Here is a 22,724-nt window from a genome sequence, read left to right as displayed (position 1 = left end):
CGCGCATGTTCTCGGATATCGATTTCGCCCACATGCAGCGTGCGCTCGCGCTCGCCGCGCGCGGCATGTATACGACGGCGCCGAACCCGCGTGTCGGTTGCGTGATCGTCAAGGACGGCGACGTGATCGGCGAAGGCTTCACGCAACCGGCCGGCCAGGATCACGCGGAGGTGCAGGCGCTGAAGGACGCACGCGCGCGCGGCTACGACGTCGCGGGCTCGACCGTCTATGTCACGCTCGAACCGTGCAGCCATTTCGGCCGCACGCCGCCGTGCGCGAACGCGCTGATCGACGCGCGCGTCGCGAAGGTCGTCGCGGCGATGGAAGACCCGAACCCGCAGGTATCGGGGCGCGGCCTGGGGATGCTGCGCGACGCGGGCATCGACGTGCGCTGCGGGCTGCTCGCACATGAAGCCGGCGAGCTGAACATCGGCTTCGTGTCGCGGATGACACGCGGCCGCCCGTGGGTACGGATGAAGACCGCCGCCTCGCTCGACGGCCGCACCGCGCTGCCGTCCGGCGAAAGCCAGTGGATCACCGGCGAGGCCGCGCGCCTCGACGGGCACGCATGGCGTGCGCGCGCCTGCGCGATCCTCACCGGCATCGGTACCGTCCGCGAAGACAACCCGCTGCTGACCGTGCGCGGCATCGACACGCCGCGCCAGCCGCAGCGCATCCTGGTGGACAGCCGCCTCGATCTGCCGCTCGACGCGCGGTTGCTCGAGGGCGCGCCGCTGCTGATCTTCTGCGGCCGGCTCGACGCCGCCGGTGAAGTACGCGCGAACGTGCTGAAAGCGCGCGGCGCGGAAATCGTGCCGCTCGCGAATGCGCATGGCAAGGTCGACCTGCCCGCGATGCTGGCGGCGCTCGGCGCGCGCGGCGTCAACGAGCTGCACGTCGAGGCGGGCCACAAGCTGAACGGCTCGCTGCTGCGCGAACAGTGCGTCGACGAACTGCTCGTCTACCTCGCGCCGAGCCTGCTGGGCGCCGATGCGGCCGGCATGTTCGATCTCGCGGCGCCGGCGAGCCTCGAGGCGCGCACGCGGTTGTCGTTCCACGGGTTCGAGCGGGTCGGCGACGATCTGCGGATCCTCGCGCGCTTCACGCCGTCCGACGCCTCTCACTGAACGGAATCGCCACCATGTTTACCGGAATTGTCGCGGTTGTCGGCCGTATCGAATCGATCCAGCCGCTCGGCGCGTCGGCCGATGCCGGCGTGCGCCTGACCGTGCAGGCCGGCGGGCTCGACCTCGCCGATGTCGCGCTGGGCGACAGCATCGCGATCCAGGGCGCGTGCATGACGGTAATCGAAAAGACCGACGCGTCGTTCGACGTCGACGTGTCGCGCGAAAGCCTGAACCGCACGGTCGGCCTCGCGGAGACCGGCGAGGTGAATCTCGAGAAGGCGTTGCGCGCGCATGACCGCCTCGGCGGGCATATCGTGTCGGGCCATGTGGACGGCCTCGGCACCGTGTCGCGCTTCGCGCCGGTCGGCGAGTCGCACGAACTGCGCATCGTCGCGCCGCGCGAGCTCGGTCGCTATCTCGCGTACAAGGGGTCGATCACGGTCAACGGCGTGAGCCTGACCGTCAACACGGTCGACGATCGCGCGGACGGCTGCGAGTTCTCGATCAACCTGATTCCGCACACGGTCGAGGTCACGACGCTGCGTCACGTGAAGACCGGTGACAAGGTCAATCTCGAAGTCGACATGATCGCGCGGTATGTGGAGCGGATGCTCAGCACGGCCCAGGGCGAGCATCAAGCATCGAAGTAATTCGGCTTGGCGCGAATCGCGCGAATCGACCGCCTGCCTTCGCGCCCCACCGCTCGCCAATTGGCGTTTTCCGAATGGTCTTTCGTGGGTCAGGCATTTTCTGCGTGACCCAACATGAGTCACGGGATGTGAAACGAATACCCGGAACGTTTCCGAATAGTTGTAAATCGTTCAAGCATTTTGAACGGCCAGCCTGTTGATCGCCGGCCCTCACCTCGGGAACCGCGGCTTGCCGTCACGGCCAGCGGCTCGAACGCCCGACGACCGCCCATTTCGAGACGCCGGCGCCGCGCTCATTTCATTAACGGCAGCGATTATTCGCGTCTGTCATGAGCGCTGCGCGCGCAATAAACAGTAATACTGTCTTGCCGGATATGTAACCTGTGTAACGAGATCAAATTGTAAGCTGACGCTTTACCATGTCGCGAAGCCTCAGGCTTCGTTTCGTTGCAAGGCTCAGCGATGATCTCCGAAGGCAATGCGATCCGCTCGCTGCGCACCGGCGTCAAAGCGGAACAAGGTGCGCGTGCATCCGCTTCGTCGGTCCGGCGGGCAGTCAATACTTTTTTCAAGCTGCTTTACCGCTACACGCATTCGCGCGCGTGGCGACACAACGAGCGCCTCGCGCACGGGGTCGCGCTCGAACGCGACGAAGCCGGGCGACTCGTCGGCATGTGCATCCACGGACGCCGCATCGCGTGCGCCAACACCCAGATGGCATCCGCGCCCGCCCTGCGCCACGCGGGGCAGGCATGTCATCTCATCGCCACCGGCCCGTCCGTCAACACCATCGATTACCGCGCGCTGCGCATGACGCACGTGCTGGGCGTGAACGGCGCCATCGCGCTCACCGAGCGTCAGGGTGTCAGTTTCGACTACTACTGCATCGTCGATACCGGCTTCGTACGCAATCGGCCCGATCTCGTCGAGCGCGTGATCGGCGAGCCGCTCACGCTGTTTGCCACGCCCCACGTGCTCTGGCACATCGCCGAGCGCATCGGCGTCGAGCGCATCCGCTGCCGTGTGTTTCTCCTCGACGACATGCTCTTTCCCGCCGGCCGCCGCGCGCCGCGTGCGCGCGAGCTGCGCACGACGTACGACACACAGGCGCTCGCACTGTTCGACACGCCGAAGCCGCTCGGCTTCAGCCTCGACCTGCGGTGCGGTGTCTTCGACGGCCGAACGGTCGCCTATACCGGCCTGCAAGTACTCGCCGCGCTCGGCTTCACACGCCTCTATCTGCACGGTGTCGACCTCACTGACGCGAAGCGCACGCCCCGCTTTTACGAGGAATCGGCGTCGACCATGCAGCCCAGCTATCTCGACGAAAATTTCCCCGGCTTCATCGAGCCGTCGTTCCGTCATGCATCGGCGCTGCTGACACGCCGCGGCGTCGACGTACGCAATCTGTCGATGGAAAGCGCGCTCGGCGAGGACATCTTCCCGAAGCTGCGTTGGCAGACGCTCGCGCAAGCGGGCATGGGCGACGCGATGCCTGCGGCGATGCCGACATTCACCCCTGCACCGGCCCCCGAATCCGCGCGCGCCCCTGCGTCACGCACGCGCTGACGAACGAGCATGCGCGTCGTCCATCTCTCGAATACGCCCGTGGCGGGCAGCCCCGGCAACATCGTCGCCGCGCTTAACCGGCACACCGACATCGAGGCGCGCCATATCGTGTTCAACGCGTCGGCCTACGGCGCGCGCACGTTTACGGTCGATATCGACTGGCACACGCAGCGCGACATCGCGCTGGCAGCCATCGACGCCGCCGACGTCATTCATCTGCACCAGCACTTCTCGTTCGACGAGACCTTCGGCGCCGATTTGCCGCAGCGCTTCGGTGCACGCAAGCTCATTCGCCAATACCACTCCGCGCCGTCGCTTTGGGCAGGGCAGGATGCCGACCGGCTCGCGCGCATCGTCAACGAGCCGATCCCGCAACTCGTGATCGCGCAGGGGCCGGAGCGCTACTATCCGTTCGCACGCGTGGTGCCGAATCTGGTGCCCATTCACGACGCACGCTACCTGCCCGGGCCCGAATCCGAGGACGGGCCGCCCGTGGTCGTCTACTCGCCGAGCGGCAGCCGCAGCGCGTGGAAGACGCGCTGGGAAACCAAGGGCGCACCGCAAACGCTGGCGTTGCTGCGTCGGCTCGAGCGCAAGGGCCTGTGCCGCGTGCGGACGATCGTCGACACGCCGCACGACGCGTGCTTGCGTCTGAAACAGTGCGCCGCGCTGGCCGTCGACGAATGCGTGACCGGCAACTATCACCTGAGCGGACTCGAATCGCTGTCGCAGGGCAAGCCCACCCTCGGGTATCTCGACGCGCGCGTGCAGGCACAGTTACGCGCGATGACCGGGGCGACGGAGCTGCCGTGGGTGGACGTGCGGCTCGAGGAGGCGGAGCCGGTGCTGCGTGCGCTACTCGCCGACAAGCGCCTGCGCGACGAGGTCGGGCAGGCGTCGCGCCACTGGATGGAAACGCACTATGACGATCGCACGCTCGTCGAGCACTATAGACGCGCGTATCTCGACCTGTTCGACGCGCCCGAGCGCTTCGGCGTGCCGCGTTTTCGCACGCACGCCGAGCAGTGGACGGCGGTGGCGCTGCACGACCATGCGTGGCGCGAACGGCGGCGCGTCGGCATGTCATGGTGGCAGCATGTCGCCGACTCGGCCAAACGATTCGTGAAAGGCCGGGCCGTCTTGCGTTGAGCGGCGAGCCGACACCCGGTACGCCCTCCCCGCTGCGCGCCTGTTCAAACCGCCAAGAGGCAGCACCGTCGGCAGCGAGGTCGACATGTGAATCGCACTGCCAGCGGCGACGATTCCCGCCCGCGCCCAGACCTTCGCGTCGTCGCCTCCCGCGCGCGGTCGACAGTGCCGGAACTCATCTCCGGCCGGGCCTGTCTATCCGCTTCCGCCGACCCGACAAGGAGCTTGCGTGACGGCCGTCCCTTCCGATCCGCTGCAACGCCGCCGCTTCACGGTCGACGATCTGCTGTCGCTCGACACCTTCCAGCGAGACTACGGTCGCACCTGCGCGTTATCGCCCGACAGCGGCTCGATCTGCTTCGCCGTCGTCCGCCCGATGGCCGACGCGCTTCGCTTCGACCGCGCCTACCTCGGCGGGCTCGATCGGGCCGAACTCTACCTGTTCGAATTCGCCGGCCGCACGCTGCGCCGGCTGGCCGGCGACGGACGGGCCGGCCGCGCGTGCGGCTCGCCGTCGTGGTCGCCCGACGGGAAGCGGATCGCGGCCGTCACGCTGTCGGCCGACGACGACGCCGTACACGCCGTGCTGATCGACCCGGCGACCGGGATCGTGACGCCGATCACGACATCGCGCAACCTCGACCTGTCTCCATTCGACCGCGACGGGCCGTTCACCTGGCTCGCCGATGGCCGTGTCGCACTGCCCCTGCTGGCCGAACGCGCGACGCCCACGATGGCGAACCTGCACCGCCGACTGTTCGGGAACGCACGCCGTGCCTGGGAGGCCAATGCCGCCGGCCGGCGACCAACGGCCGATGTGCTCGACAGTGCGTCGTTCGGCGACGAACCCGTCGAGCCCGCGCGCGACTGGTGGGCGTTCGATCCCGCCACCGGCACGCTGTCCGCGCTGTCGCCGGAAGCATGTGCCGTGGCCGGACTGGCACATGGGGCGGTTGCGGACACGCCGCCGGCCGCACCTGACACGCACGACGCCGACGCGCCGCCGGACCACGGCGGCGGGCGCCGCGAACGCGTAGCGGCGGAGACGGGGCGCCCGTATGCCGCCTTCATCGAACACGGCCGCGACGCGACCCGCCTGACGGTCCGGCTGGCGGACTCGCGCGATTCGACGCTGGCATTCGAGACGAATCGCCAGTTGGCCGACATCGCGACCGGTACCACGCAACGGCTTGCCTGCCGCGGCGCGGAGCCGGGCCGGCAGCGCTTCGTGGACGTCCTGCTGCCGCCGGATTTCGCGGGCGCGCCGGTGCCCGCGGTCGTCTGGGTCTATCCGCACGAAAAAGTCGCGCCCCATCCGCACCTGTTTCATGAGCCGGACTGCCCGTTGCCGTTCAGTTTCCAGCCATTTGCCGCGCATGGCTTCGCCGTCATCGACGTCAACATGCGGGACGTGCTCGGCGAAGCGCCGGCGACGATGGCGGACAGGATGCTCGACGACGTCCTGGCCGCCGTCGACGCCGCGGCCGACGCCGGATACGTCGACCGCGACCGGCTGCATCTGTATGGCCAGAGCCTGGGGGGCTGGGCGACGATGATGCTGCTCGCCCGCACGCCGATGTTCCGCTCGGGCGTGTCCAGCGCCGGCATCAGCGACGCGGCGGCGCTCTACGCGTCGCTCGACGCCCGGCTGCGCTACGAGACGGGCCACGACACCCGCCCCGAGCGTTTCTCGCTGATCGGCAAGCTGCTGGCCGACAACAGCTGGAACATCGACGCGCCGCCGTGGCTCCGCCCGGACGCCTACCACGCGATCAGCCCGATCCTGCATGCGGCGCACATCACGACGCCGCTGCTGCTCATCCACGGCGACGCCGACTACGTGCCGCTCGAACAAAGCGAACGGATGTTCGCGGCACTGACGCAGCTCAAGCGCGACGTGCGGCTCGTCCGCTACTGGGGCGACGACCACGTGCCGCAATCGCCCGCCAATATCGCCGATCGGTATCGGCAGATGATTGACTGGATGCAGCGTGCTTGACCGGATCCGGCGGTGGGCACCCCGGCCGGCCCGCCGGCACCATCGGCCGATTGGCCAACGACGCGCACGGGTCATGCCGTCGCGCTAAGATGCGTCGACAGCGGTTTCAACGCCGCAACGCACGACGTGCCGCATACCGGCCGCCCTCTTCTTCAAGGAGTCGTCCCCATGTCCATCTCGATGTACCAGGCTTCCCTGCCCGTGCTGATCCGTGGCCTGACCAACCTGCAGCACATCCTCGGCAAGGCGCAGGCGCATGCAGCCGAAAAGCAGATCGACCCGTCGGTGTTCGTCGGCGCCCGCCTGTACCCGGACATGCTGCCGCTCGTCCGCCAGGTCTACATCGCGACCGACACGGCCAAGGGCTGCGCCGCGCGCCTCGCCGGCGCCGAGATTCCGAGCTATCCGGACGTCGAGCAGACCTTCGACGAGCTGCACGCACGCATCCAGAAGACGATCGACTACCTGAAAAGCTTCGACGCCGCGCAGATCGACGGCAGCGAGGCGCGCCAGATCGTGCTGAAGATGCGCGTCGGCCCGATCGAGTTCACCGGCCAGTCGTACCTGTTGAATTTCGTGCTGCCCAATTTCTTCTTCCACGTGACGACCGCGTACGACATCCTGCGTCACAGCGGTGTCGAACTCGGCAAGCTCGACTACCTGGGCGGGCGCGACCAGCACGCCTGACGCACGGCCGGGCAAAGCCCGGCCCACCGCCCCGCACCCGCGTGCAGGCACCGCGCGGCGGCCCCGCCAGGCCTGCCGCGCAGGCCGGCCGGGGCGCTTTCCGGAGCGCTCGCCGGCCGCGCGCGGCCCATGCCAGCCGAAAGGTCGTCCGGCTGGCGTAAAATACGCACTTTCCTCTTTCTCGCCCCCTTATGACGCTCGCCTCCACGCTCGACATCATCGCCGAGCTGAAAGCCGGCCGGATGGTGATCCTGGTCGACGAAGAAGACCGCGAAAACGAGGGCGACCTCGTGATCGCCGCCGAATTCGTCACGCCGGAAGCGATCAACTTCATGGCCAAGTACGGCCGCGGCCTGGTTTGTCTGACGTTGACGCAGGAACGCTGCAAGCAGCTGCACCTGCCGCTGATGACCTACCGCAACGGTACGCAGTACGGCACCGCCTTCACGGTCAGCATCGAAGCGGCCGAAGGCGTGACGACCGGCATCTCGGCCGCCGACCGTGCGCACACGATCGCCACGGCGGTCGCGCACGACGTGCGCCCCGAGCACATCGTGCAGCCGGGCCACGTGTTCCCGATCATGGCGCAGCCGGGCGGCGTGCTCGTTCGTGCGGGCCACACCGAGGCCGGTTGCGACTTCACCGCGCTCGCGGGCCTCACGCCGGCCGCGGTGATCTGCGAGATCATCAAGGACGACGGCACGATGGCGCGCCTGCCCGACCTGATCGAGTTCGCGCAGGAACACAACCTGAAGATCGGCACGATCGCCGACCTGATCCAGTACCGCAGCCGCACCGAATCGATCATCGAGCGCATCGCCGAGCGCACGATGCAGACCGCGCACGGCACGTTCCGCGCGGTCCTGTACCGCGACCAGCCGAGCGGCTCGCCGCACATCGCGCTGGTGCGCGGCGAACCGTCGCCCGACGTCGATACGCCGGTGCGCGTGCACGAGCCGCTGTCGGTGCTCGACCTGCTCGAAACGGGCGTGTCGACGCACTCGTGGACGCTCGATGCCGCGATGCGCGAAATCGCGGAGCGCGACCTCGGCGTGATCGTGCTGCTCAATTGCGGCGACACGAAGGAACACCTGATCGACGTCTTCAAGGCGTTCGACGAGGAAGAAAAGGCCGCTGCGCTCAAGCGCCGGCCGGTTGATTTCAAGACGTTCGGCATCGGCGCGCAGATCCTGCGCGATGTCGGCGTCGGCAAGATGCAGGTGCTGTCGAATCCGCGCAAGCTGGGCAGCATGTCCGGCTACGGCCTGGAAGTCACGGGCTTCATTCCGATGCCCGGCGGCGAAGCCAAGTCCTGCCCGGCGTCCAACGCGTAACCCGCCACGACGCTTTCGCCCTATAACCGTTCATCCACACCACGGACAAGATCATGGAAATCGGACAATACCAACCGAATCTCGAAGGCGACGGCCTGCGTATCGGCATCGTGCAATCGCGCTTCAACGAGCCCGTGTGCAACGGCCTCGCCGACGCGTGCGTCGAGGAACTGGAACGCCTCGGCGTCACCGGTGAAGACGTGCTGCTCGTGTCGGTGCCCGGCGCGCTGGAAATCCCGCTCGCGCTGCAAAAGCTCGCGGAAAGCGGCCAGTTCGACGCGCTGATCGCGCTCGGCGCGGTGATCCGCGGCGAGACCTACCACTTCGAACTCGTGTCGAACGAGAGCGGCGCGGGCATCACCCGCATCGGCCTCGACTTCAACCTGCCGATCGCGAACGCGGTCCTGACGACCGAAAACGACGAGCAGGCCGTCGCGCGCATGACCGAAAAGGGTCGTGACGCCGCACGCGTCGCCGTCGAGATGGCCAACCTGACGATGGCGCTCGACCAGCTCGGCGACGACGACGAGGAAGAAGAAGACGAAGACGACGAAGAGGAGCGCGCATGAAGAAGAGCGCCCGCCGACAATCGCGCGAGCTGGCGACGCAGGGGCTGTACCAGTGGCTGCTGTCGAACGCGTCCTCCGGTGAGATCGACGCGCAACTGCGCGGCGCGCTCGGTTACGACAAGGCTGACAAGGATCTGCTCGAAGCCATCCTGCACGGCGTGATCCGCGAGCACGCCACGCTCGTCGAAGCGCTGACGCCGTCGCTGGACCGTCCGATCGAACAGTTGTCGCCGGTCGAACGCGCCGTGCTGCTGATCGCGACGTTCGAGCTCACGCACCACGTCGAAACGCCGTACCGCGTGATCATCAACGAAGCTGTCGAACTCGCGAAGACGTTCGGCGGCTCCGACGGCTACAAGTACGTGAACGGCGTGCTCGACAAGCTCGCCGCGAAGCTGCGCCCCGCCGAAACGCAGGCGCGCCGCAACGGCTGATTCCGTTGGTCCTGAACGGGCGCGCATGCGCCCGTTTTTTCTTTTGTCTCGCCTCCCTCGCCCTGCCCGCCCGATGAATACCGCCACCGATTCGCTCGTCAAACTCGCCGCACGCGTCGACGCGATCCAGCCCTTCTACGTGATGGAATTGATGAAGGAGGCACAGCGTCTGGAGTCTTCCGGGCGCGATGTTATCCACATGGGCATCGGCGAGCCGGATTTCACCGCGCCGGAGCCGGTCGTCGAAGCCGCCGCGGCCGCGCTGCGCCGCGGCGTCACGCAATATACGAGCGCACTCGGCATTGCGCCGCTGCGCGAGGCGATCGCCGCGCACTACGCGCGCGCCTACGGCCTCACGATCAGCCCGGAACGGATCGTCGTGACGGCCGGCGCGTCGGCCGCGCTGCTGCTCGCGTGCCTCGCGCTCGTCGGGCGCGACGACGAGGTGCTGATGCCCGACCCGTCGTACCCGTGCAACCGGCACTTCGTTGCCGCGGCCGAAGGCCGCGCGGTGCTCGTGCCGAGCGGCCCCGACGCGCGCTTCCAGCTTACCGAGGACGACGTCCGCACGCGCTGGGGCGACCGCACGCGCGGCGTGCTGCTCGCCTCGCCGTCGAACCCGACCGGCACGTCGCTCGAGCCGGACGAACTGAAGCGGATCGTCGAAGCCGTGCGCGCACGCGGCGGCTTCACGATCGTCGACGAGATCTACCAGGGGCTCAGCTACGACGCGGCACCCGTGTCGGCGCTGTCGTTCGGCGACGACGTCGTCACCGTGAACAGCTTCTCCAAGTATTTCAGCATGACGGGCTGGCGGCTCGGCTGGCTGGTCGTGCCGCCCGCACTGGTCGGTACGTTCGAAAAGCTGGCGCAGAACCTGTTCATCTGCCCGTCCGCGCTTGCGCAGCACGCGGCACTCGCGTGCTTCGAGCCGGCCGCACTCGACATCTACGAAGCGCGCCGGCTCGAATTCAAGCGCCGCCGCGACTTCATCGCCCCGGCGCTCGAACGGCTCGGCTTCACGGTGCCCGTGATGCCGGACGGTGCGTTCTACGTGTATGCGCACTGCGGCGGCGTCGCCCACCCGGCGGCCGGTGACAGCGCCGCGCTCACGACGGCGATGCTGCACGACGCGGGCGTCGTGCTGGTGCCCGGCATGGACTTCGGTGTCCACGCGCCGCGTGACTATATCCGCCTGTCCTATGCGACGGCCTACTCACGGCTCGAGGAAGCGGTCGACCGGCTCGCGACGTTGTTCGGGCAGCACTGACACGCGGCCGGTGCGGCGGCTTCTCCGCACACCGCAAAAAGAAAAGGCACCCGGATCGGGTGCCTTTTTCATGTCCTGCCGGCCAGAGCCGTGCGGTAAATTACCGCCGCACGTTACGCGCCAAGCTCCGAATGATCCGCGTGCGACTGCTTCGCGGTATCGACGCTCGCGTCGTCCTGCGACGCGGCGTCCTTCGATGCCGTCGACTTCGCCGACGTCGTGGTTTCGAGCGTCGCATGCACGCGCTTCGCACCGCCTGCCGCTGCCGTGACGGCCGCGGCCGTCACGATCGGCTTCGCCGGCGCCTGCGGCGCATTGACCGGCACGCTACGACCACGCGCGACGTCACGCAGGCGACCGCGCTCGGCCATCACCTTCGAACCGTAGCCATTGTCTTCGGGGTTCGTCGAGCCGTTGTACATGCGCAGGCCGGTCGCGAGCGAGCCGCCACGTGCGATGCAGTCCTTCAGCACGAGTGCGCCGACCTGGAGGTTCGCGAGCGGCTGCAATGCCGTATCGGTGCCGCCAAAATACTCGAACTTGTCGGAGTGGACCTTCGACATGACCTGCATCAGCCCCTTCGCGCCGACGCCGCTTTCGGCGTACGGGTTGAAGCCCGACTCGATCGCCATCACGGACAGCAGCAGCAGCGGATCGAGGCCGACGTCACGGCCGGTCTGGAACGCAGCCTTGACGAGCTGGCCGAGCGGCTCCTGCGCGACGCGGTAACGGCGCGACAGGTAGGTCGCGACGAGCGCCTGTTCGCGATTCGATGCGAGCGCACGGTCGTCGCGCGCATCGGCCGCGACGCGCTGGGTCGGGATCAGTTTGGCCAGCGCGACGGGCGACGGGCCGTTACGGGCCGGATCGGACGCATCGCCCTGGGCGGCGGCGGCTTCCGGTGCGACGTCGAGGCCGACCGCGAGCGCGTCCGTTTCGGGGCTGTCTTCCTGCTGCGGCTGCGCGCCGGCAGGCGCGAAGTTCGGCAGCGGATGGCCGGTCAGCAGACGGGCCGGGCCGGCTTGCACGGCCGCGGATACGACCGGCATCAGCTTCGCGGCGAGCGTGCCGCGGACGGTTGGCAGCAGCCACAGTGCAAGCGCAACTGCGACAGCGAAACAGCCGACAACGCTGAATAGATGGTGACTGACACGCGTCCCACGACGCAGCATGCTGCGCACGAATTGCGCATGCTGCTCGCTAGGACGCCACGATAACCAAGCGTTCATTCAGATCATCTCCCATGAACATGACTCGTGCGGCTCGCTCAGCTCGATGGCGAGACAGGTAACGCGCCGCGGAATCACGACGCCGCACGCTTTGGTTGGGGCGTGCAAGCATCGGGGAAACGGTATAAGTACCGTTCGAGGCCACGGTGTAAGAGGGCCGGCACCTTCGCACACTGGGCGAGGCGGGCATACGCGGTGGCACCCACGCAAAAAACCAGCGTCTGGTGGCGCTGGCTGAGACTACGACTAAGGCCGTCGGATACGCCGTGCAGGTTTCGGCGGACGGTGACGCGCTGCGTCAAAGATCGGTGATTGGCGGCTCGAAGCCTTTTACCCTGCAGCCAATGTGAGCGGATTCTAGCAGGGTTTTATAGATCGTCAACACTATAGAACCTTGAAATTATAACAAAAAGTAATTTAGCGTCGCTCTTCAGATCGCCAGCCCCATGCCGTAGAGGGGTTGCGCGCGGTCGACTTTTTTCTCCGTCGGGCGGGCATGCGGCGGCGCGGGTAAAATCGTCGGTCGATTCGGGGCCGCAGCCGGCCGCTGCGCCCGCCCATCGCTGCCCGCCTTGCGGGTGGCCCGGACCATCTTCATGAAATACAAAGACTTACGCGATTTCATCCAGCGCCTCGAGGCGCTCGGCGAACTGCGGCGCGTCACGCAGCCCGTGTCGCCCGTGCTCGAAATGACCGAGCTGTGCGACCGCGTGCTGCGCGCCAGCGGCCCTGCGCTGCTGTTCAATGCACCGACCGGCTACGACTTCCCGGTGCTCGGCAACCTGTTCGGCACGCCGCGGCGCGTCGCGCTCGGGATGGGTGTCGATGCGGGCGACGACGCCGCGCTCGACTCGCTGCGCGATCTCGGCCGCCTGCTGTCCGCGCTGAAGGAACCCGATCCACCGAAGAGCCTGAAGGACGCCGGCAAGCTGCTGTCGCTCGCGAAGGCCGTGTGGGACATGGCGCCGAAGTCGGTGTCGTCGCCGCCGTGCCAGGAGATCGTCTGGGAAGGCGCCGACGTCGACCTGAACCGGCTGCCGATCCAGACCTGCTGGCCCGGCGATGCGGGGCCGCTCGTCACGTGGGGCCTGACGGTCACGCGCGGGCCCAACAAGTCGCGGCAGAACCTCGGGATCTACCGCCAGCAGCTGATCGGCCGCAACAAGCTGATCATGCGCTGGCTCGCGCATCGCGGCGGCGCGCTCGACTTCCGCGAATTCGCGCTGCAGAACCCCGGCAAGCCGTATCCGGTCGCGGTCGTGCTCGGCGCCGATCCGGCCACGACGCTCGGCGCGGTGACGCCCGTGCCCGATTCGCTGTCCGAGTACCAGTTCGCCGGGCTGCTGCGCGGCAGCCGCACGGAGCTCGCGAAGTGCCTGACGCCCGGCGTCGACACGCTGCAGGTGCCCGCGCGCGCGGAGATCGTGCTCGAAGGCTTCATTTATCCGCAGGACGGCACGCCCGCCCCCGCTCCGGCCGGCGCACCGCCGCGCCCGGCCGGCAATGCGTCCGCCAAGTACGAGCATGCGCTCGAAGGCCCGTACGGCGACCACACCGGCTACTACAACGAGCAGGAGTGGTTCCCGGTGTTCACCGTCGAGCGCATCACGATGCGCCGCGACGCGATCTACCACTCGACCTACACGGGCAAGCCGCCTGACGAGCCCGCGGTGCTCGGCGTCGCGCTGAACGAAGTGTTCGTGCCGCTGCTGCAGAAGCAGTTCACCGAGATCACCGACTTCTACCTGCCGCCCGAAGGCTGCAGCTACCGGATGGCCATCGTCCAGATGAAGAAGAGCTACGCGGGCCACGCGAAGCGCGTGATGTTCGGCGTGTGGAGCTTCCTGCGGCAGTTCATGTATACGAAGTTCATCGTGGTCGTGGACGAGGATGTGAACATCCGCGACTGGAAGGAAGTGATCTGGGCGATCACGACGCGCGTCGACCCGGTGCGCGACACCGTGATGGTCGACAGCACGCCGATCGACTATCTCGACTTCGCGTCGCCGGTCGCCGGCCTCGGTTCGAAGATGGGGCTCGACGCGACCAACAAGTGGCCCGGCGAGACCAGCCGCGAATGGGGCCGCCCGATCGAGATGGATGCCGCCGTGAAGGCGCGCGTCGACCGGCTCTGGCAGGAGATCGGACTCTGACGCCATGGGCCGGCGCCCGCCGGCCCATGGACTGCCATCGCTACAAGTACAAGACAACGACGATGACCTTTCCACCCGCCTCCATGCTGTCCGACGGCTTCTTTCTGTCGCTGTCGCTGTGTCTCGACATCGGCCTCGTGAACGTCGCGATGCTGTCGCTGACGCTGTCGCACGGCTTCCGGCCGGGCTTCTGGCTCGGCATCGGCTCGTGCGTCGGCGATCTCGTCTACGCGGCGCTCGCGCTCGCGGGGATGGCCGTGCTGCTGCAGTTCGAGCCGGTACGCTGGATCGTGTGGATCGGCGGCGGCGCCGTGCTGCTGTTTCTCACGTGGAAGATGGCGCGCGAAGCGCTCGCGCCCGCCAAGGCGTCCGGCGACGATGCCGAGGACACGCCTCAGCCGCGCGCCAGCGCGCGGCGCAGTTTCCTGCGCGGGATGCTGCTCGCGATGTCGTCGCCGAGCGCGATCCTGTGGTTCGCGGCGGTCGGCGGCGCGCTGATCGCGAAAGCCGGCGCAACCACGCCGGCCACCGCGTCGGTGTTCCTGTCGGGCTTTTTCCTCGGCGGCCTCGCGTGGACGCTCTTCATGTGCACGCTCGCGAGCCAGGGCCGCAAGCGTGCGGGCGCCGGGCTGATGCGCGCGTGTCACATCGCGTCGGCGCTGCTGTTCGCGTATTTCTCGTACAGCGTGATCGTCGGCGGTTACCGCGACCTGATCGTGCACGCGGTGTAATCGCAACCGGCCTGCCCGGGGCCGCTCATCGCGGTCGGGCGGCGGCTCCCAAGAAAAAACGGCGCAACACCCCTCGCGGGACGTTGCGCCGTTTTGCCACGCGCGGCTAGGCCGCGCGGCACGAATCAGCGACGCCAGTAGCCGTGATGGCCCCAGCCGCCGTAACCATGGCGCCAGTACGGGCGACCGTAGTAGCCACCATAGCCGCCGACGACCACGGCGGGCGGCGGCGCATAGTAGGCCGGCGCCGGTGCGTAGTACACGGGCGGAGGCGGCGGCGCGTAGTACACGGGCGGCGGCGGTGCATAGACGGGATACGCGGGCGCGACCGGGATACCGATGCCGACCCCGATCGACACGTGAGCCTGCGCAACGCTTGCGGCACCCAGGCCCAGCGCGGCGGCGGCGATGAACGGAATGAGCTTTTTCACTTCGATTCTCCTGCTGGAGCGGTATTTTATGCGCCCCTGTCGGCAACGGCGGGCATGCACGTCGCATGGAAGCAATGTAGCGAAAACCCGCCCCTCGCGTATCGTGCATTTGTTGCAAATTGCAATCGCACGCGGCCGGAGCCGCCGTGCGGCGTGGCTTGCAGCGCCTGCGGCGACCCTTGCGGGTCGCGCGATTCCGTCCGACGAGTCGGGTCGCCACATCATGGCCGGTCAGTCTTACCGGATACGGCGCGCATGGCGGGCACGCGACCGTAATGAACGATTACAAATTTGAGACAAGATGCCGACATTTCAAGCGGGATACGGGCGCGATATGTTTCGGGGTCGGATTCGACGATCGTGATTCGACCGTGACGCCGGGCGCCAATACACGCGTCGATCGCGCCGCATACCGGTCATCCACCCACGTGTCCATGCGGAAATGGCCCTTTCGCGACCCCGCCGTCATTCCTGCGATACTGGCGGTTGCTTCGTTTTCGCTTACGCCCGCTGCCATGTCCCTCCCCGACACACCCCGCCTCGGCTTCATCGGCGCCGGCCGTCTCGCGCGCTGCGTCGCGCAGCGCTTCGCGCAGGCCGGCTTTCCGGTCGTCGCGATCGCGAGCCGCACGCCGGCATCGGCCGCCGCCCTCGCCGCGCGCATCGACGGCTGCCAGGCGGTCGACACGCCGCAGCAGGTCGCCGACGCCGCCGACCTGATCTTCCTGACGGTGCCCGACGACCATCTCGCGTCGACCGCCGCGGCGCTGCACTTCGACACGTCGCGCGCGGCGCAGCAGGCCGTCGTTCACTGCAGCGGCGCGTCGGCGGTCGCGCTGCTCGATCCGGCAAAACGGCAAGGCGCGGCCACCGGCGGCTTCCATCCGCTCTACCTGTTCGGCGGCACCGACGCCGACCTCGCCCGCATCGACGGCTGCTCGGTCACGATCGAAGCCGACGGCGCGTTGCATGCGACGCTGATGCGGCTTGCTGCCGCACTCGGCTGCCATCCGCTGTCGATTCCGGCCGGCGGCCGGATGCTTTATCACGCGGCCGCGCACTACGCGGCGAGCTTCGCGCTGTGCGGGCTGGCGGAAGCGGTCGAGCTGTGGCGCGGTCTCGGCTTCGACGAGGAAGCCGCGCTGCGCGCGCTGCTGCCGATGCTGGCCGGCACGATCGAGACCGCGCGCGACAAGGGCCTCGCGAACGCGCTCTCCGGCCCTGTGTCGCGCGGCGATACGGGCATCGTCGAACGCCAGTTGGCACTGCTTGAAACGCGCGGCGGCGATCACGCGACGCTGTACGCGCTGCTGACGCGCCGCGCGGTCGCGCTCGCGGCGCAGCGCGCCACGCCGCCGGCGTCGCTGCCGGCGCTCGCCGAAGCCGTCGAAACGTCACTCGCGCGCACCGCCGCGCCCCCCTCCCCGTCGCGAGACGAGGCGTGATAAGGTGTCGGCCGATGCGCCGCCATCCGGCGTTGGCGGCCGCACGCTACTGAGCTACTGACTGTATAAAAAGGATGCCAACGATGTTCGGCGAGATCGCCCGTTTTCTGCTCAATACCGTCTTCACGCTGTTCGGCGCCGCACTGATCCTGCGCGTCTGGATGCAGGCCGTCCGCGTGCCGCCGTACAACCCGGTCACGCAGGCCGTGCTGCAGGCAACCAACTGGCTCGTGCTGCCGCTGCGCCGCGTGATCGCGGGCGTACGCGGCATCGACTGGGCCAGCGTCGTCGCCGCGCTGCTCACCGCGCTCGTCTACGTCGTGCTGATGGTCGTGATGGCCGGCTTCGATCCGGCCTCGGTGATCGCGACGCTCGTCGTGGTCGCGCTGCTCACCGTCGTGAAGTGGGCGCTCAACCTCGTGATCTGGATGACGATCCTGATGGCGCTGCTGTCGTGGCTCAACCCGCGCTCGCCGGCCATGCCGATCCTCTACCAGCTCACCGCGCCGTTCCTGAACCCGCTGCGCCGCATCATCCCGAACCTCGGCGGCATCGACCTGTCGCCGATCCTGCTGTTCGTGATCGTGCAGGTGCTGCTGATGATCGTCACGCGCGCCGCCGTGTCGCTGACGATGTTCGGTATCTGACGCTGTCGTCCCCTATGCCGCCGGCGCTTGCGCCGGCGGTGCGCCGAGCGTGTCGATCACGCCGAAGCGCGCCGGCATCATCGCGTAGCACACCCGCACCTTCTCGTGCGACAACCGCTCGAGCAAGCGCTGCGCCTCGTCCTCGGTGACGATGAATTCGATCTCGATCGCGAGCGAACCCTGCAGTTCGAAGAAGCGGTCCTCGTGCAGCACGCGATGCTGGCCGAAACCGGCCATCGCGCGAAACGCGGAACCGCCCGCGACGCCCATCCGGTTCGCCTCCTCCAGCAGCCATTCCCACAACGGTTTCCAGTGCAGCCGGTGCTTCTCGTGCACATAGAAGCGCAGGAATATCTTGTCCATCGCACCCTCCGAGGGCGGCACGCTCAGGCCGCCGCGAGCCACGCGCGCGCGGTCCACATGCCAAGCGCCGTCAGCGCGAACGATCCAGTCAAGTGTAGGGCAGCCACCGCAAACGCCCATCCGAATTCGCCCTGCACCGCATGCGTCATCACTTCGACCGAATAGGTCGAGAACGTCGTGAGGCCGCCGAGAAAGCCCGTGATCACGAACAGGCGCCACTCGGGCGGCAGCCCGACGCGGGTCGTGAACACGACGGCGGCGATGCCGATCACGTAGCCGCCGATCAGGTTCGCGGCAAGCGTGCCGAGCGGCACGGCGGGAAAGAATTCGTTGAGCGCGAGACTCAGGAACCAGCGCAGCAACGCGCCGAGCCCGGCGCCGACGAAGATCGCGACGATCGAATAGAACAAGGGCGCTCCCGGTCGATGAGGCGGCTGGATTCAGCCGCCGGCCCCCGGTCGCCCGGGGCGATGTCCGCTCCCGCGCGCGGGCGGCACAGGCTGAACTGTATGCGGATTCGCCGCGCACCTGCAACGGCGACGGCCGGCAGGATCCCGGCCCGTTCAGGCCGTCTCGCCCGCCCGCAGGTTCACGCGCGTTGCCAGGCTGCGTCGAGCGCGCTCAGCGTCGCCAGCGCATCGCCCTTCAAGCCGATCACGTCCGCACGGCGCGCATGCGCTTCGCGCGCGTTGATGCGGATCACGTCGGCCCCGAGCCGTTCGCTCAGCAGGCGCACGGTCGGGATCGCGGTGCCCGCGCCGATCTCGACCACGGCGACCCGCCCGGCCTGCGCGATCCAGTCTTCCAGCGCGCGTTCCTGCGTATCGTAATGCGCACCGAGCCAGCCGGTGTCGCCGAACATCAGGATGTTCGGCCGCGCGAGGCCGCCGCAGTGCGGACAGCGCGGCAGGTCGCCGACGAGGCGGCAGGTCGCTTCGTCGACGTCCGGCACGAACGGCGCCGCATCCCACGTGTCGTCCGAACAGGGGCGCAGGCACTGCATCGCGTGGATCGAACCGTGGATCTCGACGATCCGCGCCGGATCGAAGCCGGCTTTCTGGAACTGGCCGTCGACGTTGCTGGTCAGCACGAAGCCGCCGTTCGGCATCGCGTCGATCCAGCGTCGCAGGATCGCGAAACCCGCATGCGGCACCGTCGCACGGTAGAGCGCAAGGCGGTCCCCGTAGAACCCCCACGCGAGTTGCGCACGCGCACGGAACGCGTGCGGCGATGCGATCTCGTGGAATTCGAAACGCTCATGACGCAGTGCCGGATACGCGCGCCAGAACCCGTCCGTACCGCGAAAATCGGGCAGCCCGGAATCGACGCCGATACCGGCGCCGGCCGTCACGAGCAACGCGTCGGCGCGCGCGAGCGCAGCAACGGCGGAGGCGACGGGATCGGCGGGCAGTTGCGCGGCAGCGGCAGCAGCGGTGGAGTCAGCGGAATCGGAAAACGGCATGATGGGGCGGCGGTAGCATCGAGCGGTGCGCGGGTAGCGTCGCGATCATACGCCGGTTCGCGCGCGGCGCGGCATGCGCGATGCAACGGCATGACGCGATGCTCGACCGGCCGCAGACGATGCAGGCAGCCGGCCGATGCAGGGCGCCACCGCGGCCGGGCGCCCCCCGCCTGTTCAGCTATCCGAACCGTCCTGCGCGACCGGAATCTCGTCGGCCGCGAAATAGACCGGCTTGCCGAGCTGCCTTGCAAGACCGACGTCCATGTCCGCCCCGCGCGACGCGCCGTCGATACGCAGCACCGCATCGCAACGGCGCAGCAGCCGATGCGCGGCCGGATACAGGAACGCCTCGCTGATCGCGTCGCCGACCTGTCGCGACCCGGCCGCGACGGCGAGCGGCAGCGACACCCACTCGCCGATCATCGGCACGTGCCCACGGCGATACACGGCGAGCGCGGCTGCCTCCAGCCGGTGCAGGTTCGCGGCGATGCGTGCGGGGTCGCCGTCCGTGCCGCTGCGATAAGGGCCGGCGACCAGCACGAGCAGCGGCGTCATGCCGTGCGCGCGCCGGCGGTTTCCCGCAGCGCGACGTACTGGAGCAGCATGATCGTCTTCGCATCGACGATCTCGCCGCGCTCGACCGCATCCAGCGCCGCCTGCAGCGGCATCTCGACGACCTCGAGATCCTCGCCCTCTTCCGCGACGCCACCGCCATCGCCGGTGCGCAGCGACGCATCGTATTCGCCGACGAAGAAATGCAGCTTCTCCGTCACCGAGCCCGGGCTCATGAACGCCTCGAACACCTTGCGCACGCCGCGCACGCGATAGCCGGTCTCCTCCTCGGCCTCCGCGCGGATGCGTGCTTCCGGCGTCGCGTCGTCGAGCAGGCCGGCCGCGGCCTCGAGCAGCATGCCGTCGTGCCCGCTGACGAATGCCGGCATCCGGAACTGCCGCGTCAGCAGCACGTCGCCCGTATCGGCATTGCGCAGCAGGATCGTCGCGCCGTTGCCGCGATCGTAGGTCTCGCGGCTCAGGCGCTGCCACGTCCCATCGCGGCGCAGGAAATCGAACGTCACCTTCCTCAGCACATACCAGTCATCGGACAGCACCGTCGTATCGACGATGCGGACACGGTCCCGCGTTGCAGCCATCCCAGCCTCCGGTTCGACAAAAGACGGCGCCCATGGTAACGTGCATATTCGTGCAACTTCAAGAAATTTCGTGCAAACACGATGCTGACGACCCAACGCAAGAAAGCGATCCTCGACGCACTCGCGCGCGACGGCCAGGTGCTGGCGGTCGAGCTGAGCGCGCAATTCGGCGTGTCCGAAGACACCGTCCGCCGCGACCTGCGCGAGCTCGCGGCCGAGGGTCTGCTGCAGCGCGTGCATGGCGGCGCGCTGCCGGCGTCGCCGGCCGTCGCGCCGTTCGCGCAGCGCGAGGCGCTCGAGACGGCGGAAAAGCGGCGCATCGCGCGGCGGGCCGCGGAGATGATCGCGCCCGGGCAAGTGGCCATCGTCGACGGTGGCACGACCTCGGCGCTGCTCGTCAACCAGTTGCCGGCCGACCTGCGCGCGACGATCGTCACGCACAGCCCGAGTGTCGCGGTGGCGCTGGCCGCGCATCCGTCGATCGACGTGATCCTGATCGGCGGGCGGCTCTACAAGCATTCGATCGTCGCCGTCGGCGCGGCGGCGATGGAAGGCATTGCGCGCATCCACGCTGACCTGTACTTCATGGGCGTCACGGGCGTGCATCCGGTCGCGGGGCTCAGCACCGGCGATTTCGAGGAAGCGGCGATCAAGCGCGCGCTGGCCGAACGCGCGGCCGAGACGGTCGTGCTCGCGTCGCAGTCGAAGCTGCGCGCGGCGTCGCAGTTCGTGATCGGCGAGCTCACGCTGGCGCACACCGTGGTGGTCGAAAAGGAAACCGACGCCGCGCTGACGAAGCCGATCGAGGCGGCGGGCGTGACGGTCGTGCGCGCGTAGCTGTGCGGGGTTGCGGCCGAGCGGGGTGTACGGATGTGCCGGATGCACCGGATGCGCCGATGTGCCGATGTGCCGATGTGCCGATGTGCCGATGCGCCGATGTGCCGATGTGCCGGAACTCACCCGTCGATTCGTCCGCGGGCTTTCATCGCGTCGCCGCCGAGCCTATGTCAGCGTGCTGACAGGGTCCGCTTGCTAACATGGGCACCCGCCCAATCGCCACGCGCCGCCCGCCCGATGCCCCCGCCCTCCGCCATCCCCACGCCTGCGCCGCCGGCTGGCGATGCCCCACCGCCCGGCGTCCTCGCGCTGTTCATCGCGTTCTCGCAGATCGGCCTGACCAGCTTCGGCGGCGGGCTGAGCGGCCGGATGATGCGCGACTTCGTGTACGAGCGGCGCTGGCTCGACGAGGAGGCGTTCCTCAACGGCCTCGCGCTGTCGCAGGCGCTGCCGGGCGTCAACGTCAAGAACCTCGCGATCTGGATCGGCTACCGGCTCGCCGGATGGCGCGGCGCCGTGGCCGGCTTCACCGGCATCATCGCGCCGCCGGCCGTGCTGATCGTGCTGTTCGGCATCGCGTTCTCGACCCTCACGCGCTTTCCGCTCACGCACATCGCGCTCGCCGGCGCGGCCGCCGCGGCAATCGGGCTGTCGATCTCGATGGCGATCACCGCGGTGCGCCGGCTGCCGCGTCGCGCGCTGCCGTTCGCGGTGATGGCGCTGACCTTCGTATCGGTTGCGGTGCTGCACTGGCCGCTCGTGTGGACCGTGCTGGTCGGCGGCACGCTGAGCGTCGCGCTCGAATATCGCCGCGCGGCCGCAACGCCGGCCGGGAGCGATACGCGATGACCGCATCGCAACGCTACGCGGCGCTGTTCGGCGTGTTCGCGCCGCTGTCGATCGCGACGATCGGCGGCGGACAGGCGATCATCGCCGACATCCAGCGGCAGGTGGTCGACGTGCATCACTGGATGACCGCCACGCAATTCGTGAACGACTTCGCGATCGCGCGGATGGCGCCGGGCCCCGGCTCGCTGCTGGCGACGCTGATCGGCTGGCAGGTGGCCGGCTTCTGGGGCGCGGTGATCGCGACGCTCGCGCTGTTCGGCCCGACCGCGTTCCTGATCTACGGCGTCGCGCATCTGTGGCGGCGGCACCAGGGCGCGCGCTGGCAGATCGCGCTCGAGGCCGGCCTGCGCCCGGTCGCGGCCGGCATGATCCTCGCGTCGGTGTGGGTGCTGCTGCAGGCGCTCGACGGCGGCTGTGCCGCGCGCGCGATCGCGGTCGCGTCGACGCTGTGCGTGATGTATACGCGCGTTCATGCACTGCTGCTGATCGCGATCGGCGCGCTGCTGCTCGTCGGCGTGCACGTCGATCGGCGTCGAGATCGCGGCGGCGGCACGCAGGATCGACGTGTCGCTGCGATGCTCGCCGAGCCAGCGCAGCAGCACATTGCCGCCGAGCGACACGCCGGCCGCGACCAGCGG

Annotated in this window: 24 protein-coding genes and 2 pseudogenes; 17 read left to right on the top strand and 9 right to left on the bottom strand. The window is 68.4% G+C overall.

Going from position 1 to position 22,724, the window contains the following annotated elements:
- Window positions 1–5 precede the first annotated feature (5 nt).
- The 10 genes from ribD (at window position 6) to G3N61_RS18525 (ending at window position 10,788) form a co-directional block, all read left to right on the top strand.
- The gene (gene ribD / locus G3N61_RS18570; RefSeq protein ID WP_043181709.1) at window positions 6–1,127 is read left to right on the top strand and encodes a bifunctional diaminohydroxyphosphoribosylaminopyrimidine deaminase/5-amino-6-(5-phosphoribosylamino)uracil reductase RibD; all 1,122 of its coding nucleotides are present in this window, start codon (window positions 6–8) and stop codon (window positions 1,125–1,127) included.
- Between the two features lie 14 nt (window positions 1,128–1,141).
- Complete coding sequence (locus tag G3N61_RS18565) at window positions 1,142–1,777, top strand: riboflavin synthase (protein ID WP_205823266.1); 636 nt, start codon at window positions 1,142–1,144, stop codon at window positions 1,775–1,777.
- Between the two features lie 462 nt (window positions 1,778–2,239).
- Window positions 2,240–3,346: a hypothetical protein gene (locus G3N61_RS18560; protein ID WP_205823265.1), complete on the top strand. Its 1,107-nt coding sequence runs from the start codon at window positions 2,240–2,242 to the stop codon at window positions 3,344–3,346.
- Window positions 3,347–3,355: 9 nt separating this feature from the next.
- Window positions 3,356–4,495, top strand: coding sequence for a hypothetical protein (locus tag G3N61_RS18555; protein ID WP_205823264.1), 1,140 nt, complete (start codon window positions 3,356–3,358; stop codon window positions 4,493–4,495).
- Between the two features lie 229 nt (window positions 4,496–4,724).
- Window positions 4,725–6,494 carry a prolyl oligopeptidase family serine peptidase gene (locus G3N61_RS40090; protein WP_205823263.1) on the top strand — a complete coding sequence of 590 codons (1,770 nt, stop codon included), beginning with the start codon at window positions 4,725–4,727 and terminating at the stop codon, window positions 6,492–6,494.
- Window positions 6,495–6,662: 168 nt separating this feature from the next.
- The gene (locus tag G3N61_RS18545; RefSeq protein ID WP_043181703.1) at window positions 6,663–7,181 is read left to right on the top strand and encodes a DUF1993 domain-containing protein; all 519 of its coding nucleotides are present in this window, start codon (window positions 6,663–6,665) and stop codon (window positions 7,179–7,181) included.
- A 191-nt stretch (window positions 7,182–7,372) separates the two neighbouring features.
- On the top strand, window positions 7,373–8,515 hold the full coding sequence (gene ribBA, locus G3N61_RS18540) for a bifunctional 3,4-dihydroxy-2-butanone-4-phosphate synthase/GTP cyclohydrolase II (RefSeq protein WP_043181701.1): 1,143 nt from the start codon (window positions 7,373–7,375) through the stop codon (window positions 8,513–8,515).
- A gap of 53 nt (window positions 8,516–8,568) precedes the next feature.
- Window positions 8,569–9,084 carry a 6,7-dimethyl-8-ribityllumazine synthase gene (gene ribH / locus G3N61_RS18535; RefSeq protein WP_089450082.1) on the top strand — a complete coding sequence of 172 codons (516 nt, stop codon included), beginning with the start codon at window positions 8,569–8,571 and terminating at the stop codon, window positions 9,082–9,084.
- The gene (gene nusB, locus G3N61_RS18530) at window positions 9,081–9,518 is read left to right on the top strand and encodes a transcription antitermination factor NusB (RefSeq protein ID WP_043181698.1); all 438 of its coding nucleotides are present in this window, start codon (window positions 9,081–9,083) and stop codon (window positions 9,516–9,518) included. Before ribH ends, nusB begins: the two co-directional genes overlap by 4 nt.
- Window positions 9,519–9,591: 73 nt before the next feature.
- Entirely contained in the window at window positions 9,592–10,788 is a 1,197-nt protein-coding gene (locus tag G3N61_RS18525; protein WP_175025622.1) for a pyridoxal phosphate-dependent aminotransferase, read from the top strand.
- Window positions 10,789–10,901: 113 nt separating this feature from the next.
- Here G3N61_RS18525 and G3N61_RS18520 read toward each other — a convergent pair whose 3' ends face one another.
- Both G3N61_RS18520 and G3N61_RS18515 read right to left on the bottom strand, forming a co-directional pair.
- The gene (locus G3N61_RS18520; protein ID WP_043181694.1) at window positions 10,902–12,017 is read right to left on the bottom strand and encodes a lytic transglycosylase domain-containing protein; all 1,116 of its coding nucleotides are present in this window, start codon (window positions 12,015–12,017) and stop codon (window positions 10,902–10,904) included.
- Window positions 12,018–12,447: 430 nt separating this feature from the next.
- Window positions 12,448–12,642 carry a hypothetical protein gene (locus G3N61_RS18515; RefSeq protein ID WP_205823262.1) on the bottom strand — a complete coding sequence of 65 codons (195 nt, stop codon included), beginning with the start codon at window positions 12,640–12,642 and terminating at the stop codon, window positions 12,448–12,450.
- On the opposite strand from G3N61_RS18515, the gene G3N61_RS18510 reads away from it, so the two are divergent.
- The gene (locus tag G3N61_RS18510) at window positions 12,614–14,170 is read left to right on the top strand and encodes a UbiD family decarboxylase (protein ID WP_043181692.1); all 1,557 of its coding nucleotides are present in this window, start codon (window positions 12,614–12,616) and stop codon (window positions 14,168–14,170) included. The genes G3N61_RS18515 and G3N61_RS18510 overlap by 29 nt on opposite strands.
- A 62-nt stretch (window positions 14,171–14,232) precedes the next feature.
- On the top strand, window positions 14,233–14,901 hold the full coding sequence (locus G3N61_RS18505) for a LysE family transporter (protein ID WP_089450667.1): 669 nt from the start codon (window positions 14,233–14,235) through the stop codon (window positions 14,899–14,901).
- Between the two features lie 125 nt (window positions 14,902–15,026).
- Here the strand turns inward: G3N61_RS18505 and G3N61_RS18500 are convergent, their stop codons facing one another.
- A complete protein-coding gene (locus G3N61_RS18500) occupies window positions 15,027–15,332 on the bottom strand; it encodes a hypothetical protein (RefSeq protein ID WP_043181688.1) in 306 nt (101 codons plus the stop codon).
- A gap of 515 nt (window positions 15,333–15,847) precedes the next feature.
- On the opposite strand from G3N61_RS18500, the gene G3N61_RS18495 reads away from it, so the two are divergent.
- A complete protein-coding gene (locus G3N61_RS18495; protein WP_205823261.1) occupies window positions 15,848–16,777 on the top strand; it encodes a DUF2520 domain-containing protein in 930 nt (309 codons plus the stop codon).
- Between the two features lie 83 nt (window positions 16,778–16,860).
- Window positions 16,861–17,424 (top strand): YggT family protein, encoded by a 564-nt coding sequence (locus tag G3N61_RS18490; RefSeq protein ID WP_039371016.1) that lies wholly within the window; start codon window positions 16,861–16,863, stop codon window positions 17,422–17,424.
- A gap of 12 nt (window positions 17,425–17,436) precedes the next feature.
- Here the strand turns inward: G3N61_RS18490 and G3N61_RS18485 are convergent, their stop codons facing one another.
- The 5 genes from G3N61_RS18485 to G3N61_RS18465 all read right to left on the bottom strand — a co-directional run bounded on the left by G3N61_RS18485 (window position 17,437) and on the right by G3N61_RS18465 (window position 20,400).
- A complete protein-coding gene (locus G3N61_RS18485) occupies window positions 17,437–17,787 on the bottom strand; it encodes a DUF190 domain-containing protein (RefSeq protein WP_043183075.1) in 351 nt (116 codons plus the stop codon).
- Between the two features lie 23 nt (window positions 17,788–17,810).
- A complete protein-coding gene (gene crcB / locus G3N61_RS18480) occupies window positions 17,811–18,197 on the bottom strand; it encodes a fluoride efflux transporter CrcB (RefSeq protein WP_011351225.1) in 387 nt (128 codons plus the stop codon).
- A gap of 179 nt (window positions 18,198–18,376) precedes the next feature.
- Window positions 18,377–19,249 carry a Sir2 family NAD-dependent protein deacetylase gene (locus tag G3N61_RS18475; protein WP_089450077.1) on the bottom strand — a complete coding sequence of 291 codons (873 nt, stop codon included), beginning with the start codon at window positions 19,247–19,249 and terminating at the stop codon, window positions 18,377–18,379.
- A 174-nt stretch (window positions 19,250–19,423) separates the two neighbouring features.
- Window positions 19,424–19,804, bottom strand: a complete 381-nt coding sequence (locus G3N61_RS18470; protein WP_089450076.1) for a DUF4406 domain-containing protein — start codon at window positions 19,802–19,804, stop codon at window positions 19,424–19,426.
- On the bottom strand, window positions 19,801–20,400 hold the full coding sequence (locus G3N61_RS18465) for an NUDIX domain-containing protein (RefSeq protein ID WP_089450075.1): 600 nt from the start codon (window positions 20,398–20,400) through the stop codon (window positions 19,801–19,803). Before G3N61_RS18465 ends, G3N61_RS18470 begins: the two co-directional genes overlap by 4 nt.
- 81 nt (window positions 20,401–20,481) lie before the next feature.
- Here G3N61_RS18465 and G3N61_RS18460 point away from each other — a divergent pair, with 81 nt between their 5' ends.
- The 3 genes and pseudogenes from G3N61_RS18460 to G3N61_RS18450 all read left to right on the top strand — a co-directional run.
- Window positions 20,482–21,237, top strand: coding sequence for a DeoR/GlpR family DNA-binding transcription regulator (locus G3N61_RS18460; RefSeq protein WP_205823260.1), 756 nt, complete (start codon window positions 20,482–20,484; stop codon window positions 21,235–21,237).
- 237 nt (window positions 21,238–21,474) lie between these two features.
- A complete protein-coding gene (locus G3N61_RS18455; RefSeq protein WP_205823259.1) occupies window positions 21,475–22,086 on the top strand; it encodes a chromate transporter in 612 nt (203 codons plus the stop codon).
- Window positions 22,083–22,607 (top strand): annotated as a pseudogene (locus G3N61_RS18450) (chromate transporter); the annotation flags it as partial. The gene G3N61_RS18455 and the pseudogene G3N61_RS18450, both read left to right, overlap by 4 nt.
- Here the strand turns inward: G3N61_RS18450 and G3N61_RS18445 are convergent.
- Window positions 22,599–22,724: pseudogene (locus tag G3N61_RS18445) on the bottom strand (alpha/beta hydrolase); the annotation flags it as partial. The pseudogenes G3N61_RS18450 and G3N61_RS18445 sit on opposite strands and share 9 nt — an antisense overlap.

It is taken from the genome of Burkholderia sp. Ac-20349 (genome assembly GCF_017104865.1).
Lineage (GTDB): Bacteria > Pseudomonadota > Gammaproteobacteria > Burkholderiales > Burkholderiaceae > Burkholderia > Burkholderia aenigmatica.
This window is presented reverse-complemented; position numbering and strand designations above follow the sequence as displayed.